Genomic DNA, 16357 nt, shown 5'->3' with positions numbered 1-16357 from the left:
ATTCTTCTTTTTATACCATTAAAGTCGGTGCCTGCCGGGTGGTTATCCACTGCCCATGGACTGCGCCATCGTCGCTTACCGAGCGGCGTACAGGGATGTTCAATGACTTTCGATTACGCTTTTATCCTCAGCACTCTGCCGGCATTTCTCAAAGCCGTGGGCGTGACGCTGCAGGTCGGCTTGATCGCCATCGGCACTTCGTTGCTGGTGGCGCTGATCAACGCGACGATTCTGGTGTTCCGCACGCCTTACCTGCAGCGCCTGGTCGGGTTGTACGTGGAGCTGGCGCGCAACACCCCACTGCTGATCCAGCTGTTTTTCGTTTACTTTGCCTTGCCGGCCCTGGGCATCAAAGTCTCGGGCTTCGCGGCGGCGATCATCACCATGACTTTCCTTGGCGGCGCCTACCTCACCGAAGTGCTGCGCGCCGGCGTGGATGCGGTGCCCCAGGCGCAACTCGAGTCCGGCCGCTCCATCGGCCTGTCCCACGGGCAATTGCTGCGTTACGTGATCCTGCCGCAAGCCGGCATCCTCAGCCTGCCGTCGCTGTTCGCCAATTTCATTTTTCTGCTCAAGGAAACCACCGTGGTCTCGGCGGTGGCGGTGCCGGAGATTCTCTACACCACCAAGAGCTACATCGCGCTCTATTACAAAACCTACGAAATGCTCGCCGTGCTGACGCTGATCTGCGTGCTGCTGTTTTTGCCGTTGTCGCTGCTGCTCAGCCGTCTGGAAAGGAGGCTCCAGCATGGCCAGTTCGGGTCTTGAATTGCTCTGGGTGTCGTTGCCGCAATTGGGCAAGGGCGCTGCGCAAACCCTGTCGATCTCTTTCCTGAGCATCGCCATCAGCACCATCGGCGGCGTGCTCTACGGCGTGTTGTGCACGCTGAATTCGAAATGGCTGAACGCGCTTCTGCGGGTCTATCTGGAACTGTTCCGGGCGATCCCGGTGCTGGTCTGGCTATATTTGCTGTTCTTCGGCTTGCCGATCTTTTTTGGGCTGAGCATTCCGAGCTTCTGGTGCGCGGTGCTGGTGTTGTCGCTGTGGGGCGCCAGCGAAGTCGGGGAAGTGGTGCGCGGTGCGTTGCATTCGTTGCCTCGCGGGCAGCGTGAGGCGGGGTTGTCGATTGGGCTGGATGGCCCGCAACTCTATGGCTACGTGCTGCTGCCGCAAGCCCTGAAGCGCATGACGCCGCCGACCATCAACGTCTACACGCGCATCATCAAGACCAGCTCCCTGGCGGTGCTGATCGGCGTGGTGGACGTGATCAAAGTCGGCCAACAGATCATCGAACGCACCTACGAATCAGTGCTGATATACGGCACGCTTTTCCTGTTTTTCTTTTTCATCTGCTACCCGCTCTCGGCCGCCTCGCGCGTGCTGGAGCGGCGCTGGACGCAAGCATGAGTGCATTGATCGAGTTCAAGGGTTTCAACAAGTTTTTCGGCGAGCAGCAGGTGCTCAATGGCATCGACCTGAAGGTGAAACCGGGCGAAGTGATCGTCATCCTCGGCCCCAGCGGCTGTGGCAAAAGCACCTTGCTGCGTTGCCTCAACGGCCTGGAAGTCGCCCACGGCGGCAGCTTGAATTTTGCCGGGCGCGAGTTGCTGGACAAGGGCACTGACTGGCGCGAAGTGCGTCAGCAGATCGGCATGGTGTTCCAGAGTTATCACCTGTTCCCGCACATGAGTGTGCTCGACAACTTGTTGCTCGGCCCGCTCAAGGTGCAGAAACGCGATCGCCGTGAAGCCCGCGCACAGGCTGAAGCGCTGCTTGAGCGTGTCGGTCTGCTGGACAAGCGCGATGCCTTCCCGCGCCAGCTCTCCGGCGGCCAACAGCAACGCATCGCCGTCGTCCGTTCGCTGTGCATGAACCCCAAGGTCATGCTCTTTGACGAAGTCACCGCCGCCCTCGACCCGGAGATGGTCAAGGAAGTGCTCGAAGTGATTCAGGGCCTGGCCCGCGAGGGCATGACGCTGCTGATTGTCACCCACGAAATGGCCTTCGCCCGCGCCGTGGCTGATCGCATCGTGTTCATGGATGCCGGGCGCATTCTTGAGCAACACCCCCCCGAGATTTTCTTTACGAACCCGCAAACCGCACGAGCGCAGCAGTTCCTGGAGAAGTTCTCCTACGTCGCCGCACTACCTAAAACGACTCAAACAAAGGAATTGGAACTGCCATGAAAACTGCCAAGTCTTCTCTGCTGCTACTCCCGCTGTTCAGCCTGGCGCTGCTGGCCGGCTGCAACAAAACCGAAGAACCGGTGAAGCCGAAAGTCGCCAGCGTCAGCACCGCACCGGCCGGTTACCTGGAAAAAATCAAAGCCCGGGACAAGCTGATTGTCGGCGTGTTCACCGACAAACCGCCGTTCGGTTTTGTCGATGAAGCCGGGCGCTACGTGGGGTTCGATACCGACATCGGCCGCCAATTCGCCAAGGATCTGTTGGGCGATGAGAACAAGGTCGAGTTCGTGGCGGTGGAGCCGGCGAGCCGGATACCGTTCCTGCAAAGCGACAAGGTCGACCTGATCCTGGCCAACATGACCGTTACTCCGGAACGCAAGGAAGCAGTGGACTTCACCAATCCGAATTTGAAAGTCGCGGTTCAGGCGTTGGTGCCTCAGGCAAACTCGGTGAAGAGCCTCGATGACCTGGCGACCCGCACCACCATCGTCACCACGGGCACCACGGCGGATATCTGGCTGACCAAGAACCACCCGGACTGGAAACTGCTGAAGTTCGAGAAAAACTCCGAGTCCCTGCAAGCCCTGGCCAATGGTCGCGGCGATGCTTATGCGCAGGACAATCTGGTGTTGTTCAGCTGGGCCAAGCAGAACCCGGGCTACCGCGTGCTGGAGGAAAAACTGGGGGCCGAAGCACCGATCGCGCCGGCGGTGAAGAAGGGCAATATCGAACTGCGTGATTGGGTGAATGCGGAGTTGGCCAAGTTGGGCGAGGAGAAGTTTTTGCTCAAGCTGTACGACCAGTACGTGCGTAAAGAGCTGAGCGATGACACCAGGCCTGAGAGCGTGATTGTCGAGGGTGGGAAGTGGCAGGGGTGAGTCTCTGAGCTATGCGGTGACTTTCCGATCGCCATCGCGAGCAGGCTCGCTCCCACAGGGGGATCTTCGATGAACACAACTTTTGTGTCAGTCGCCGATCCAGAGTGGGAGCGAGCCTGCTCGCGATTCGGTTGTTCAAGCGCCGATCAATCCGGCCAATACCACGCCGGTTCATCCAGCATCCGCTGTCCGACCATCCCGGTCTGGCCGAAATTTTTCTCCAGCACGATGCAATTGCATTCCGGGTCTTGCTGCAACGCCGAAATCAACCGTCGCGCGTGGGACACCACCCATACCTGACACTGTTCGGACGCTCGAATAATCAACCGCGCCAATGCCGGCAACAAATCCGGATGCAAACTGGTTTCCGGCTCGTTCAGCACCATCAGCGTCGGCGGCCGGGGTGTCAGCAATGCCGCGATCAGCAGCAGATAACGCAATGTCCCGTCCGACAACTCGGCGGCGGATAACGGCCGCAACAACCCTTCCTGATAAAACTCGATCGCAAACCGTCCGCCCTGCAGCGGTTCGATGTTCAATGTCGCGCCGGGGAACGCATCGCTGATCGCCGCCTGCAAGGCTTCGGGATCGCCTGTTTCGTGGATGGTCTGTAACGCCGCCGCGAGGTCGCGACCGTCGTGGTGCAGCGCCGGTGTGCGGGTGCCCAGTTGCGGTTGGCGTGCCGGGGCATCGGCATCGCTGCGAAAGTGATCGTAGAAACGCCAGCGGCGGATGAGCTCACGCAGCTGCGTGACTTCCGGCGAAGCGGTAATTGGCCACCGCGAGGGTTTTGAGCATGGGTAGCTTCCTGCTGCAGGGTTCGTCATTCTGCCTTATTGTCGGCCTGTGGCGAGGGGGCTTGCCCCCGTTGGGTTGCGAAGCAGCCCTAAAACCAGTCACCGCGTTTCTTTCAGGAGCACGGCGTTAGCCGGCTTACGACTGCTGCGCAGTCGAACGGGGGCAAGCCCCTCAGCCACAGGGAATGCAGCAAACCCGTGCACCTGTTGAACCCTGTTCTAAGCTCACAGTCGTATCGACACTGGCACGCCCGTACAACGCAAAGGAGTCTGCATGGTGGGTCCCGGATTGAAATTAATGGTTGGCCTGAGCCTCGTCGCCTTGCTGACCGCCTGCGGTGAAAAAGCACAGGTCGAAAAGGACCGTCCGCGAGTCTTCGTGCAAGAGGTCAAGCCAACCGATTACGCCGCTTCGGTGACACTCACCGGCGATGTCCAGGCGCGAGTACAAACCGAGTTGTCGTTCCGCGTGGGGGGCAAGATCATCCAGCGCATGGTCGACGTCGGTGACCGGGTTTCGGCCAAACAAGTGCTGGCCAGGCTCGACCCCAAAGACCTGCAAACCAATGTCGACTCGGCCCAGGCCCAGGTCGTGGCCGAACAGGCCCGGGTCAAACAAACCGCCGCCGCCTTCGTTCGCCAGCAGAAACTCCTGCCCAAGGGCTACACCAGCCAGAGCGAATACGACTCTGCCCAAGCCGCCTTGCGCAGCAGTCAGAGCGCGCTGAGCGCTGCTCAAGCGCAATTGGCCAACGCCCGTGATCAACTGAGCTACACAGCGCTGATTGCCGATGCGCCAGGGGTGATTACCGCACGTCAGGCTGAAGTCGGCCAGGTGGTGCAAGCCACGGTGCCGATTTTCAGCCTGGCCCGGGATGGCGAGCGTGACGCGGTGTTCAACGTTTATGAATCGCTGTTGGCCGAGCCGCCATCGGACAGATCGATAGTGGTCAGCCTGCTCGACAACCCGACGATCAAGACCACGGGCACCGTTCGCGAAGTCACGCCGGCGGTGTCCGCGCAGACCGGCACGGTGCAAGTCAAAGTCAGCCTCGACGGTCTCCCTGAGGGCATGCAATTGGGGTCGGTAGTGAGCGCCACCGCCAAGCCCGTGGGCAAAACCGCAGTGGAACTGCCTTGGTCGGCCCTGACCAAAAACCTCAGCGACCCGGCCGTGTGGCTGGTGGATGCCGAGGGCAAGGCGCAGCTGCACACGGTCACTGTCGGCCGTTACCTGACCGGCAAAGTCATTGTCAGCGCTGGCCTCACCGGTGGCGAAAAAGTCGTCACCGCGGGCGGCCAACTACTGCATCCGGGTGTGCGGGTGGATATCGTCGAAAACACCTACCAGACCCCAGCGATAGGAGCCCAGCCATGAAGCGCCTGTTGCTGTTGTCCGCCGCTGTGCTGCTGGTCGCCTGCTCCAAGGAGGAAGCGCCACCCGAGCCGGTTCGGCCGGTGTTGTCCGTGGAGGTGAAAGCGCTCAATCAAGAAGACCTCGGCCGGTTTGCCGGCAGCATTCAGGCCCGTTACGAAAGCAACGTCGGTTTCCGGGTGCCGGGGCGTATCGCCAGCCGTAACGTCGATGTCGGCGCCGAAGTTCAGAAGGGTGCCTTGCTCGCCACCCTCGACCCCACCGATCAGCAAAACCAGTTGCGCTCGGCTCAGGGTGATCTGGCGCGTGTTCAGGCGCAGCTCATCAATGCTCAGGCCAACGCCCGGCGTCAGCAGGAACTGTTCAATCGCGGGGTCGGTGCCCAGGCACAACTGGACATCGCCCAGACAGACCTGAAAACCACCCAGGCATCCCTCGATCAAGCCAGGGCCACAGTCAGTCAGGCGAAGGACCAACTCAACTACGTTGAGCTGCGCACCGATCACAAAGCCATTGTCACCGCGTGGAACGCCGAAGCCGGGCAAGTGGTGACGGCCGGCCAACAGGTGGTGACCCTGGCGCAGCCGGACATCAAGGAAGCGGTGATCGACTTGCCCGACACCCTGGTCGATCAGTTGCCGGCCGACGTGGTGTTCCAGGTTGCCTCACAACTGGACCCGAGCATCACCAGCACCGCCATCGTGCGCGAAATCGAACCCCAGGCCCAAAGCGCGACCCGTACCCGTCGCGCGCGTCTGAGCCTGACCGATACGCTGCCGGGCTTTCATCTTGGCACGGCAATCAGCGTGACCCTCAGCTCCGCGATCAAGCCACGGCTCGAACTACCGGTGAGTGCGTTGCAGGAAGTCGACGGCAAACTGCGGATCTGGGTCGTCGACCCGCAAACACAAACTGTTTCCCCACGGGAGGTCAGCCTGATCAGCCGGACCGATGCCACAGTGGTCCTGGCCAACGGCGTGAAGTCTGGCGAGCGGGTGGTCAGTGCGGGTGTGAACAGCCTCAAACCGGGGCAGAAAGTGAAAATTGACGAGGGCAGCCCGCAATGAAAGGGAGTTTCAACTTATCCGAATGGGCCCTCAAGCATCAGTCGTTTGTCTGGTATTTGATGTTCGTCGCGCTGCTGATGGGCGTGTTTTCGTACCTGAACCTGGGGCGCGAAGAAGACCCGTCGTTCACCATCAAAACCATGGTGATCCAGACCCGCTGGCCTGGCGCGACCCAGGAAGAAACCCTCAAGCAGGTGACTGACCGGATCGAGAAAAAACTCGAAGAGCTCGACTCCCTCGACTACGTGAAAAGCTACACCCGCCCAGGCGAATCAACGGTTTTCGTTAACCTGCTCGACACCACCAGCGCCGAGGACATTCCGCAAATCTGGTACCAGGTGCGCAAGAAGATCAACGACATTCGCGGCGACTTCCCGCAAGGCCTGCAAGGGCCGGGCTTCAACGACGAGTTCGGCGATGTCTTCGGTTCCGTGTATGCGTTTACCGCCGACGGCCTGTTGATGCGCCAGTTGCGCGATTACGTGGAACAGGTGCGTGCCGAAATCCGCGAAGTACCGGGATTGGGCAAAGTCGAAATGATTGGCGAGCAGGATGAAGTGCTGTACCTGAACTTCTCCACCCGCAAACTCGCCGCCCTCGGCATCGATCAGCGTCAGGTGGTGCAGAGCCTGCAATCGCAGAATGCCGTGACCCCGGCGGGAGTGATCGAGGCCGGTCCGGAGCGGATTTCGGTGCGAACCTCGGGGCAGTTTGCCTCTGAGAAAGACCTGGCCAACGTCAACCTGAAGCTCAACGACCGCTTCTACCGACTGGCCGATATCGCCGACATCAGCCGTGGCTATGTCGACCCGGCCACCCCGGAGTTTCGCTTCAATGGCCAGCCGGCCATCGGCCTGGCGATCGCCATGAAGAAGGGCGGCAACATTCAGGCGTTCGGCAAGGCACTGCACCTGCGCATGAACGAGCTGACGGCCGACCTGCCGGTGGGCGTTGGCGTGCACAACGTTTCCGACCAGGCCGAAGTGGTGGAAGAAGCCGTCGGCGGCTTCACCAGTGCGTTGTTCGAAGCGGTGGTGATCGTGCTGATCGTCAGCTTCGTCAGCCTTGGCGTGCGCGCCGGGTTGGTGGTGGCGTGTTCGATTCCGTTGGTGTTGGCGATGGTCTTTCTCTTCATGGAATACAGCGGCATCACCATGCAGCGGATTTCCCTCGGTGCGCTGATCATCGCCCTCGGCCTGCTGGTGGATGACGCGATGATTACGGTGGAGATGATGGTCACGCGCCTGGAGATGGGCGAAACCAAAGAGCAGGCAGCGACCTTCGCCTACACCTCGACCGCCTTTCCGATGCTCACCGGCACGTTGGTCACCGTCGCCGGTTTCGTGCCGATCGGCTTGAACGCGAGCTCCGCCGGTGAGTACACCTTCACGCTGTTCGCGGTGATCGCGGTGGCCATGCTGGTGTCGTGGATCGTCGCCGTACTGTTCGCCCCGGTGCTCGGTGTGCACATTCTGAGCGCCAAGGTAAAACCTCACGACGCAGAGCCGGGGCGCATTGGTCGGGCGTTCAATGGCGGTCTACTCTGGGCCATGCGCAATCGCTGGTGGGCCATCGGCATCACCGTGGCGCTGTTTGTGCTCTCGGTGTTTTCCATGCAGTTCGTGCAGAACCAGTTCTTCCCGTCTTCGGACCGCCCGGAAATCCTTGTCGACCTGAACCTGCCGCAAAACGCCTCGATTGCCGAAACCCGCAAGGTGGTGGATAAGCTTGAAGCGACGCTCAAGGACGACCCGGATATCGTGCGCTGGAGCACTTACATCGGCGAAGGGGCGATCCGTTTCTACCTGCCCCTCGACCAGCAATTGCAGAACCCCTACTACGCGCAACTGGTGATCGTCAGCAAAGGCCTGGAATCACGCACGGCGCTGACTGCACGTTTGCAAAAGCGCCTGCGTGAAGAGTTCGTCGGTGTCGGCAGTTACGTCCAGGCCCTGGAAATGGGCCCGCCAGTGGGGCGGCCGATCCAGTACCGGGTCAGCGGCAAAGACATCGATCAGGTGCGCAAACACGCCATCGCCCTGGCCACCGAACTGGATAAGAACACGCACATCGGCGAGATCATTTACGACTGGAACGAGCCGGGCAAAGTGCTGCGCATCGACATCGCGCAAGACAAGGCGCGGCAACTTGGGTTGTCGTCGGAAGACGTGGCGAACCTGATGAACAGCATCGTCGTCGGCTCGCCAGTGACGCAGGTCGATGACGATATCTACCTGATCGACGTGGTCGGCCGCGCTGAAGATGCTGAGCGCGGTAGCCCGGAAACGCTGCAAAACCTGCAGATCGTCACCCCCGGCGGCACGTCGATTCCGCTGCTGGCGTTTGCCACGGTGCGGTATGAGCTCGAGCAGCCGCTGGTGTGGCGTCGCGATCGCAAACCGACCATCACCATCAAGGCCGCGGTTCGCGATGAGATTCAGCCGACCGACCTGGTGAAACAGCTGCAACCGGACATCGATAAATTCGCCGCCGGTTTGCCGGTGGGCTACAAAGTCGCCACCGGCGGTACCGTGGAGGAAAGCGGCAAGGCTCAGGGGCCGATTGCCAAGGTCGTACCGCTGATGCTGTTTTTGATGGCGACCTTCTTGATGATCCAGTTACACAGCGTGCAGAAGCTGTTTCTGGTGGCCAGCGTCGCGCCTCTCGGGTTGATCGGCGTGGTGCTGGCGCTAATCCCGACCGGTACGCCGATGGGCTTCGTGGCGATCCTCGGGATTCTGGCGCTGATCGGGATCATCATCCGCAACTCGGTGATTCTGGTGACTCAGATCGACTCTTTCGAGAAGAATGGCTACACGCCGTGGGATGCGGTGGTGCAGGCCACGGAACATCGTCGCCGACCGATTTTGTTGACGGCGGCGGCGGCGAGCCTGGGGATGATCCCGATTGCCCGGGAAGTGTTCTGGGGGCCGATGGCCTACGCGATGATTGGCGGGATCATCATCGCGACGTTGCTGACGCTGCTGTTTTTGCCGGCGTTGTATGTGGCCTGGTACAAAATCCGCGAACCGAAGTCTGCCTAATGATCGTTCCCACGCAGAGCATGGGAACGATCAGTCGACTCGACGCCAAACACTCGCCAACCAAGGCTGCTGCTCCCGCGGCAGCCCCGCCGGCCGGTAATAATGCTCAAGCTCCACAAACCCCGCCTCGGTCAGCATTTCCTGCCACGCCTGAAGATCGTAATACGCCCCATAACGCGGTCCGTTCCAGCCTTCCTGATTCTCACCACGGGGATTGGAACTGAACAACACACCGCCCGGCTTCAACGCCTCGCGCAGCTGCTTCAACACCCGAGGCAATTCCTGACTAGGGATGTGGAACAACACCGCATTGGCAAATATTCCGTCAAACCGCTCGGCCGGCAGATCGAGCTTCAGGAAGTCCTGCTGCCAGACCTCGCAACCGCTGTCCTCCCGGGCCATCTGCGCAAGCTTTTCCGAACCGTCGAGCCCGACGGCGATGTGGCCCATGCGCGTGAACGTTTGCAAATCACGCCCCGGCCCACAGCCAAAGTCGAGAATGCTGAAGGGCGCATCACCCTGAATATGCCGTAGCAGGGTATCGATGTTCTGGCTGACATCGTGATCGCGAGTGCCTTCACGGAAGTCTTCGGCCACTGAGTTGTAATGGCCCAGGGTGGTGGAGGTGATCTGCTCCAGGTCGTCGGGAGTCTGTTTCATGGTTGGCTGCACAGGCAATTGGGATTCGCCGAATATACGCCATCAAGCCTGGGGCTGCTGCGCAGCCATTCGCGAGCAGGCTCGCTCCCACAGTTGATCTGCTGTGAACACACAACCTGTGTTCGACACGATCCATTGTGGGAGCGAGCCTGCTCGCGATGGCGGTATCACTGACAACCAATGACTAAATCCAGACTCAACCCTGCTTCATCCCCAGACATTCAATGGACCGATCCACCATCGCCTTGGCAATCTCCAGCAAATGCCAGACGGAGAACACCATGGCACGGTCAGCCCCCTTGAGTTGATCGCCACACTGATACGCCGTGACCGAGGCGCAGCGCAGCAGATCCGCTACATAGAGCTGGGCGTCCTCGAAGCTCACGTCTTTGCTGACGTTGTAGAAGCGCAGTTCGTCGGGGGCCGAAGGCTGCTTGCCAGTGAGGTGGAAATCGATCGCACGGTAAAGCGCGGACCGGTCCTTGAGCAGTTCGTCGGCTTTGTTTGAGGATGTTTCGGGGGGCGGGTCGGGAACAGATTTTTCCATGGGTATTGCTCCTATTGCTTCATGGGAGCCATCACTTATCGCCTACTAAACGATTGGGTGGCGGCTGTACGCAGGTTAGTAGGCCGGTCAATAGGAAAACCGGTGCACCCGAAGGTGCCCCACGCACAGCCACCATATTTTGCATGCGGCAAACATTGCCGGACATGATCATGGAATCGCTATGCGCCTATTGTTCCGGGCTACTAAACCCAATCACTGATGAGCAGTGACGGATCGAGACTAGCCACGGAATTTGGCAGGCGCAAGCGAGCGGAATGATCTAGGAAACGTCCTGCAAATGAAAGGGATCGGGCCTGCTGGCACTCTGATTTTCCTGTGCGAAATGTTCCCCGGAAGCTAGAGACAATACTTCTGGTGAGAGAGCTTTTCTGTGGCGAGGGAGCTTGCTCCCGCTGGGCTGCGCAGCAGACCCAAAAACCATTCAACGAGGAGTGTCAGATAAACCTCATCGAATGGTTTTGCGATTGCTGCGCAATCGAGCGGGAGCAAGCTCCCTCGCCACAAAGGCCCTTCAACCGCACCGCTCTCAGCGCTTGTTGAGGCCTCGCGCCAACCGATCGCCACCCAACTGAATCACCGCCACCAACACCACCAGCAACACAATCACCGTCAGCATGATCTGGCTATCAAACCGCTGATACCCATATCGATAAGCGATGTCCCCCAACCCACCGGCCCCAATCGCCCCGGCCATGGCCGACGAGTTGATCATCGTCACCAACGTAATCGTAAAACCACCGACAATCCCCGGCAGCGCTTCGGGCAGCAGTACATGCCAGACGATATGCCAGCGTCGGCAGCCCATCGCCTGCGCCGCTTCGATCAACCCATGGTCGACCTCGCGCAAACTGACTTCGGCAATGCGTGCAAAGAACGGCGTGGCCGCAATGGTCAACGGCACCACGGCTGCCCACACGCCATACGTGGTGCCGACGATCAGCCGGGTGAACGGAATCAGCGCCACCATCAAAATCAAAAACGGAATCGAGCGAAACAGGTTCACGAACGCGCCCAACGCGCGGTTCAGTGCCGGTGCTTCGTAGATCCCGCCCTTGGAACTGGTGACCAGAATCACCGCCAGCGGAATGCCCGCCAGCAGCGCAATCAACGACGACACACCCACCATCAAAAAGGTGTCGATAAAACCCTGAAGCAACCGGTCAAACCACATAACCCAGCACCTCCACCTGTTGCGCCCAGTTGCCAGCGCGCTGACGTAGTTCCTCGACGCCGAGGGACGAACCGGTCACCGCCAGCAGCAATTGCCCGAGCGCATGCCCCTGAATCCGTTCCACACCCCCTTGCAGCAAGCGCACGCGACCCCCGAGGGCGCTGAACAGCGCCGCTAGGTCTGGTTCGTCGTTGGCGCTGCCGTTGAATTGCAATCGCAGCACCACGGCGGCGTCCGAAGACTGCGGCTGTGGACGCAAGCGGCTTTGCAGTTCGTCCGGCAGGCCGTGTTGCAGCGGTGCGAGCAAGGTCTTGCTCACTTCATGCTGCGGGTTGCCGAAGACTTCCCAGACCGGCCCTTGCTCGACGATTCGCCCGTGTTCCAGCACCACGACCCGATCACAGATATCGCGGATCACCGCCATCTCGTGGGTGATCAGCACAATGGTCAGGCCCAGCCGTTGATTGATCTCGCGCAGCAGGCCGAGGATCGATTGGGTGGTCTCCGGGTCCAGCGCCGAAGTGGCTTCGTCACACAGCAGAATCTGCGGGTCATGTACCAGTGCGCGGGCGATGCCGACGCGCTGTTTCTGCCCGCCGGAAAGCTGCGCCGGGTAGGCTTTGTGTTTCTCTTTCAGGCCGACCAGTTCCAGCAGTTCGCGGACTTTGCGCTCGCGCTGCTCCTTGGGCACACCGGCGACTTTCAGCGGCAATTCGACGTTCTGCCAAACCGTTTTGGCCGACATCAAATTGAAGTGCTGGAAGATCATGCCGATCCGCCGCCGCAGCGCCACCAAGTGGTCTTCATCGAACTCGCCGATGTCCACCTGATCGATCAGCACCCGCCCGCTGCTCGGTTGTTCGAGGCGGTTGATGGTGCGGATCAGCGACGACTTGCCGGCACCGCTGCGACCGATGATGCCGAACACTTCGCCGCGCTGGATCGCCAGGTCGATGCCGTGCAAGGCCGCCACCGGACCTTGCTGGCCGTTGTAGGTTTTGCCCAGGCCGATGAAGCGCACATGAGCGCGGTTGAACTCCGGATGCAGTTCGGTCTGTTCAGCTTTATGAGGCTCTGGAATCTCCAGTCGCAGTCGGGTAGCGGCCGTCATGCTCAGCTTTCCCAACCGGCTTGATAGAGCTTGCCGTGGGTCTTATCCAGTGCCGCGCGAACGGCAGGCGAGTGCTGATAAATGTCGATGAATTTGATCAGCCGCGGGTCGGTTTTGCTTTTTGGCTGGATCACGAACTGGATCACGTATTCCTTGTGATCGAGACCGTCGAACAACAGGGCGGAGCCGGCATCGAAGGTCTTCGCCAGACGAATATAGGCCGGGTAACCCTGGACCAGATCGGCGTCGTCGTAGGCGCGCACCAGTTGCACGGCTTCGACCTGAAGGATTTTGATTTTCTTCGGGTTGGCGATGATGTCCTCTTCGGTGGCCTTGTAACCGACGCCCGGTTTGAGGGTGATCAGCCCGGCCTTGGCCAGCAATTGCAGGCCACGACCGCTGTTGATCGGGTCGTTGGCGATGGCCACGCTGGCGCCTTCGGGCAACTCGGCGAAGCTTTTGTATTTTTTCGAGTAGAGGCCGACGTTGTTGATGATGCCCGGGGCGAACGGCACCAGGTCAAAACCGGCGGCGGCCTTGGCGTTTTCCAGGAACGGGATGTGCTGGAAATAGTTCACATCGATGTCGCCGGCGGCGAGGCTGACGTTGGGGGCGATCCAGTCGCTGAACTCCACCAGTTCGACTTTCAGGCCCTGTTTTTTTGCCTCCTCTACGGCTGCTTCCAGGGGAATGGCGAAGGCGGCGGTGGTGCCGATTTTCAGTGGTGCGTCGGCGGCGAAGGTGATGGAGCTGAAGAGGCCGAGGGCCAGGGCCAGTGCTTTGACTGGGTGGGTTAAGCGTTTTTTGGTCATGATGAGTTTTCCAGTCAGTGCATTGAGTTTTTGGTGTCTGTTCGGGCCTCATCGCGGGCAAGCCCGCTCCCACAGTGTTCTCGGGTGTTCACACAAACCCTGTGGGAGCGAGGCTTGCCCGCGATGCTTTTAGCGGCGAAACGCCGACCCCGTATGTTGCTCAGGCAAATGCGCCCCTTCGTGAAACAGCTTTTCCCGCAGGCTGCCATCGTCGTAAGCAGTCTTGTACGACCCTCTGCGCTGCAACTCCGGAATCACCAGTTCGATGAAATCCACATAGCTTTCCGGGGTGACGATCCGTGTCAGGTTGAAGCCGTCGAGACCGGTTTCGGCGATCCAGGATTCGAGTTCGTCGGCCACCTGCTGCGGCGAGCCGAGCACGGTGATGTAGCGGCCACCGAGGGCGTGTTGTTCCAGCAATTTGCGGCGGGTCCAATCGTTGTTTTGCAGGTTCTTGGTGGCGGACTGGATGGCGTTGCTCTTCACGTACTGGATCGGTTCGTCGAGTTCGTACTCGGAAAAATCGATCCCGGTGGACGCCGAGAAATGCGCGACACCGGCCTCGGCACTGGCGTAGCTCAGGTACTCGGCGTGCTTGGCCCAGGCCAGCTCTTCTGTCTCACCGACGATCACGTTCAATCCCATGAACACCTTGATGTCCCAGGGATTGCGCCCGGCCTCGACGGCGCTGGCGCGAACCTTGTCCACCTGAACTTTGGTCGCCGGTTTGTTCTGGCCGCTGATGAACGCGCACTCGGCATGCCGACCGGCGAACAGCAAACCGCGATCGGAACTGCCGGCCTGAAACAGCACCGGCGTGCGTTGCGGCGATGGCTCGCAGAGGTGATAACCCTCGACCTGATAGAACTCGCCCTTGTGCTCGACCTTATGCACCTTGTCTGGCTGGGCGTAGATCCGCTGTTCGCGGTCATTGAGCACCGCGCCGTTTTCCCAGCTGCCTTCCCAGAGTTTGTAGAGCACTTGCAGGTATTCATCGGCCTGGTCGTAGCGGCGGTCGTGTTCCACCTGTTCGCTCAGGCCCATGGCTTTGGCGGCACTGTCCAGATAACCGGTGACGATGTTCCAGCCGACCCGCCCACGGCTCAGATGATCGAGGGTCGACAGGCGCCGGGCGAACAGATACGGCGGTTCGTAGGTCAGGTTGGCGGTCAGGCCGAAGCCGAGGTTTTTGGTGACGGCGGCCATGGCCGAGACCAGCAGCAGCGGGTCGTTGACCGGCAACTGGATCGACTCTTTGAGCGGCACCTCCACCGAGTTCTGGTAGATGTCGTACACGCCGACGATGTCGGCGATGAACAGGCCATCGAACAGCCCGCGCTCGAGCAACTGCGCCAGTTCGGTCCAGTATTCGATGGTCTTGTACTGGGTCGACGTGTCCCGTGGATGGGTCCACAGGCCATGGTTGATGTGCCCGATGCAGTTCATGTTGAACGCGTTGAGCAGGATTTTCTTTTTGGACATTTAGATCGTCCCCCGCAGCGGCGGGTTTTCATCATTGAGGTAGTAATTGCCCACCGCGTGATACTTCCAGCGCACCGGGTCGTGCAGGGTGTGCACCCGGGCGTTGCGCCAGTGGCGATCCAGGCCGTGTTCGGCCAGGGTCGCCTGGCTGCCGGCCAGTTCGAACAGTGTGCTGCCGGCGGTGAGGGAAATTTCGGTGCTGATGGCCCGGGCTTCGGCGACGGCGATCGACGCGGCGGCGACGGTCTCGGCAGTGGTGTCGGCCTGGGCCTGGTCGAGGAATTCTCCAGAGCGTTCCAGCAGGGCTTCGGTGGCGTGCAGGCGAATAGCCAGGTGGCCGAAACTCTTGATGGTCAGCGGGTCTTCGGTGGCTTTTTCATGAGTGGCGTCGATCCACGGCCGGGTTTTGGTCCGCACGAAATGCAGCGCATCCTCATAAGCGGCGCGGGCGATGCCGGTGTCGATGGCGGCGTGGAGAATCTGCGCCAAAGGGCCGACGGTGGTCGGGCGTTCGAAAGCGCTTTGAAACGGGATTACGTCCTGGGCGGCGACGTAGACATCTTCGAACACCACCGAACCGCTGCCGGTGGTGCGCTGGCCGAAGCCGCCCCAGTCGTCGATCACCGTCAGGCCTTTGCTGTTGCGCGGGACGAACGCCAGTTGCTGCACACCGTTTTCGTCCACCGCTGACGTGGGGATGCGCTGGGCGTAAATCGCGCCAGTGGCGTAGAACTTGCGGCCGTTGATGCGGTAGCCGTCTCCATCGCGGGTCAGGCTGGTGACGCGGTCATGGGCGGTTTTGGTACCCAGCTCCGCGAGTGCATTGCCAAAGCGCTGACCGGCTAACACTTCTGCGTACAGGCGTTTTTTCTGCTCGTCAGTGCCGTTAACGCGCAGCACTTCGAGGGCGTAGAAATGGTTCTGTGGAATCTGTCCGAGGGAGCCGTCGGCCTGGGCGATCAACGCGATCACCTTGGCCAGGGTGACGTTGGAAACTCCGGCGCCGCCGTATTCTTTTGGCACGCTGATGCCCCAAAGACCCGAACGGGAAAACACTTCCAGTTCCGGGTATGGCAAACGACGTTCGCGGTCGCGCAGGGCGCTGTCGCGTTTGAAATCGTCGGCCAGGTCACTGGCGACGATCAGAGCTTGCTCATCGCTGCTGATGACCGCGACGTGGTGAGAAAGAGTCATGTGTTTCTCCA

Annotated in this window: 14 protein-coding genes and 1 pseudogene; 7 read left to right on the top strand and 8 right to left on the bottom strand. The window is 60.4% G+C overall.

What is annotated here, in order from left to right; genetic code table 11:
- Positions 1-102: 102 nt before the first annotated feature.
- Genes AACY49_RS14880 through AACY49_RS14865 form a run of 4 tightly spaced genes read left to right on the top strand, consistent with a single transcriptional unit; the run spans position 103 to position 3065 of the window.
- Positions 103-768 (top strand): amino acid ABC transporter permease, encoded by a 666-nt coding sequence (locus AACY49_RS14880; protein WP_258698081.1) that lies wholly within the window; start codon positions 103-105, stop codon positions 766-768.
- On the top strand, positions 749-1408 hold the full coding sequence (locus AACY49_RS14875) for an amino acid ABC transporter permease (protein WP_258698080.1): 660 nt from the start codon (positions 749-751) through the stop codon (positions 1406-1408). The genes AACY49_RS14880 and AACY49_RS14875 overlap by 20 nt, the downstream gene beginning before the upstream one ends.
- The gene (locus AACY49_RS14870; RefSeq protein ID WP_320392595.1) at positions 1405-2187 is read left to right on the top strand and encodes an amino acid ABC transporter ATP-binding protein; all 783 of its coding nucleotides are present in this window, start codon (positions 1405-1407) and stop codon (positions 2185-2187) included. Before AACY49_RS14875 ends, AACY49_RS14870 begins: the two co-directional genes overlap by 4 nt.
- Entirely contained in the window at positions 2184-3065 is an 882-nt protein-coding gene (locus AACY49_RS14865) for a transporter substrate-binding domain-containing protein (RefSeq protein WP_339524685.1), read from the top strand. Before AACY49_RS14870 ends, AACY49_RS14865 begins: the two co-directional genes overlap by 4 nt.
- 146 nt (positions 3066-3211) lie before the next feature.
- Here the strand turns inward: AACY49_RS14865 and AACY49_RS14860 are convergent.
- Positions 3212-3838: pseudogene (locus AACY49_RS14860) on the bottom strand (AAA family ATPase); the annotation flags it as partial.
- Positions 3839-4136: 298 nt separating this feature from the next.
- Here AACY49_RS14860 and AACY49_RS14855 point away from each other — a divergent pair.
- The 3 genes from AACY49_RS14855 to AACY49_RS14845 are packed head-to-tail and all read left to right on the top strand — an operon-like array spanning position 4137 to position 9348.
- Positions 4137-5240 (top strand): efflux RND transporter periplasmic adaptor subunit, encoded by a 1104-nt coding sequence (locus tag AACY49_RS14855; RefSeq protein WP_339524683.1) that lies wholly within the window; start codon positions 4137-4139, stop codon positions 5238-5240.
- Positions 5237-6304: an efflux RND transporter periplasmic adaptor subunit gene (locus AACY49_RS14850; protein WP_258698076.1), complete on the top strand. Its 1068-nt coding sequence runs from the start codon at positions 5237-5239 to the stop codon at positions 6302-6304. The genes AACY49_RS14855 and AACY49_RS14850 overlap by 4 nt, the downstream gene beginning before the upstream one ends.
- Positions 6301-9348, top strand: a complete 3048-nt coding sequence (locus tag AACY49_RS14845) for an efflux RND transporter permease subunit (protein ID WP_339524681.1) — start codon at positions 6301-6303, stop codon at positions 9346-9348. The genes AACY49_RS14850 and AACY49_RS14845 overlap by 4 nt, the downstream gene beginning before the upstream one ends.
- A gap of 30 nt (positions 9349-9378) precedes the next feature.
- On the opposite strand, the gene AACY49_RS14840 is transcribed toward AACY49_RS14845, so the two are convergent.
- The 7 genes from AACY49_RS14840 to AACY49_RS14810 all read right to left on the bottom strand — a co-directional run bounded on the left by AACY49_RS14840 (position 9379) and on the right by AACY49_RS14810 (position 16346).
- Positions 9379-10008 (bottom strand): class I SAM-dependent methyltransferase, encoded by a 630-nt coding sequence (locus tag AACY49_RS14840; RefSeq protein WP_339524679.1) that lies wholly within the window; start codon positions 10006-10008, stop codon positions 9379-9381.
- A 196-nt stretch (positions 10009-10204) separates the two neighbouring features.
- On the bottom strand, positions 10205-10555 hold the full coding sequence (locus AACY49_RS14835) for a DUF6124 family protein (protein WP_258698073.1): 351 nt from the start codon (positions 10553-10555) through the stop codon (positions 10205-10207).
- Between the two features lie 547 nt (positions 10556-11102).
- Positions 11103-11747: a methionine ABC transporter permease gene (locus tag AACY49_RS14830; RefSeq protein WP_030128490.1), complete on the bottom strand. Its 645-nt coding sequence runs from the start codon at positions 11745-11747 to the stop codon at positions 11103-11105.
- Positions 11737-12858, bottom strand: a complete 1122-nt coding sequence (locus AACY49_RS14825; RefSeq protein WP_258698072.1) for a methionine ABC transporter ATP-binding protein — start codon at positions 12856-12858, stop codon at positions 11737-11739. The genes AACY49_RS14830 and AACY49_RS14825 overlap by 11 nt, the downstream gene beginning before the upstream one ends.
- A gap of 2 nt (positions 12859-12860) precedes the next feature.
- A complete protein-coding gene (locus AACY49_RS14820; protein WP_339524675.1) occupies positions 12861-13670 on the bottom strand; it encodes a MetQ/NlpA family ABC transporter substrate-binding protein in 810 nt (269 codons plus the stop codon).
- A 129-nt stretch (positions 13671-13799) separates the two neighbouring features.
- Entirely contained in the window at positions 13800-15152 is a 1353-nt protein-coding gene (locus tag AACY49_RS14815) for an LLM class flavin-dependent oxidoreductase (protein ID WP_339524673.1), read from the bottom strand.
- Positions 15153-16346, bottom strand: coding sequence for an SfnB family sulfur acquisition oxidoreductase (locus tag AACY49_RS14810; RefSeq protein ID WP_339524671.1), 1194 nt, complete (start codon positions 16344-16346; stop codon positions 15153-15155).
- Between the last annotated feature and the right edge of the window lie 11 nt (positions 16347-16357).

Source organism: Pseudomonas sp. EL_65y_Pfl2_R96, assembly GCF_963970905.1.
Taxonomy (GTDB): Bacteria; Pseudomonadota; Gammaproteobacteria; order Pseudomonadales; family Pseudomonadaceae; genus Aquipseudomonas.
Note: the sequence above shows the minus strand (reverse complement) of the source record. Positions and strands in the feature narration are given on the sequence as shown.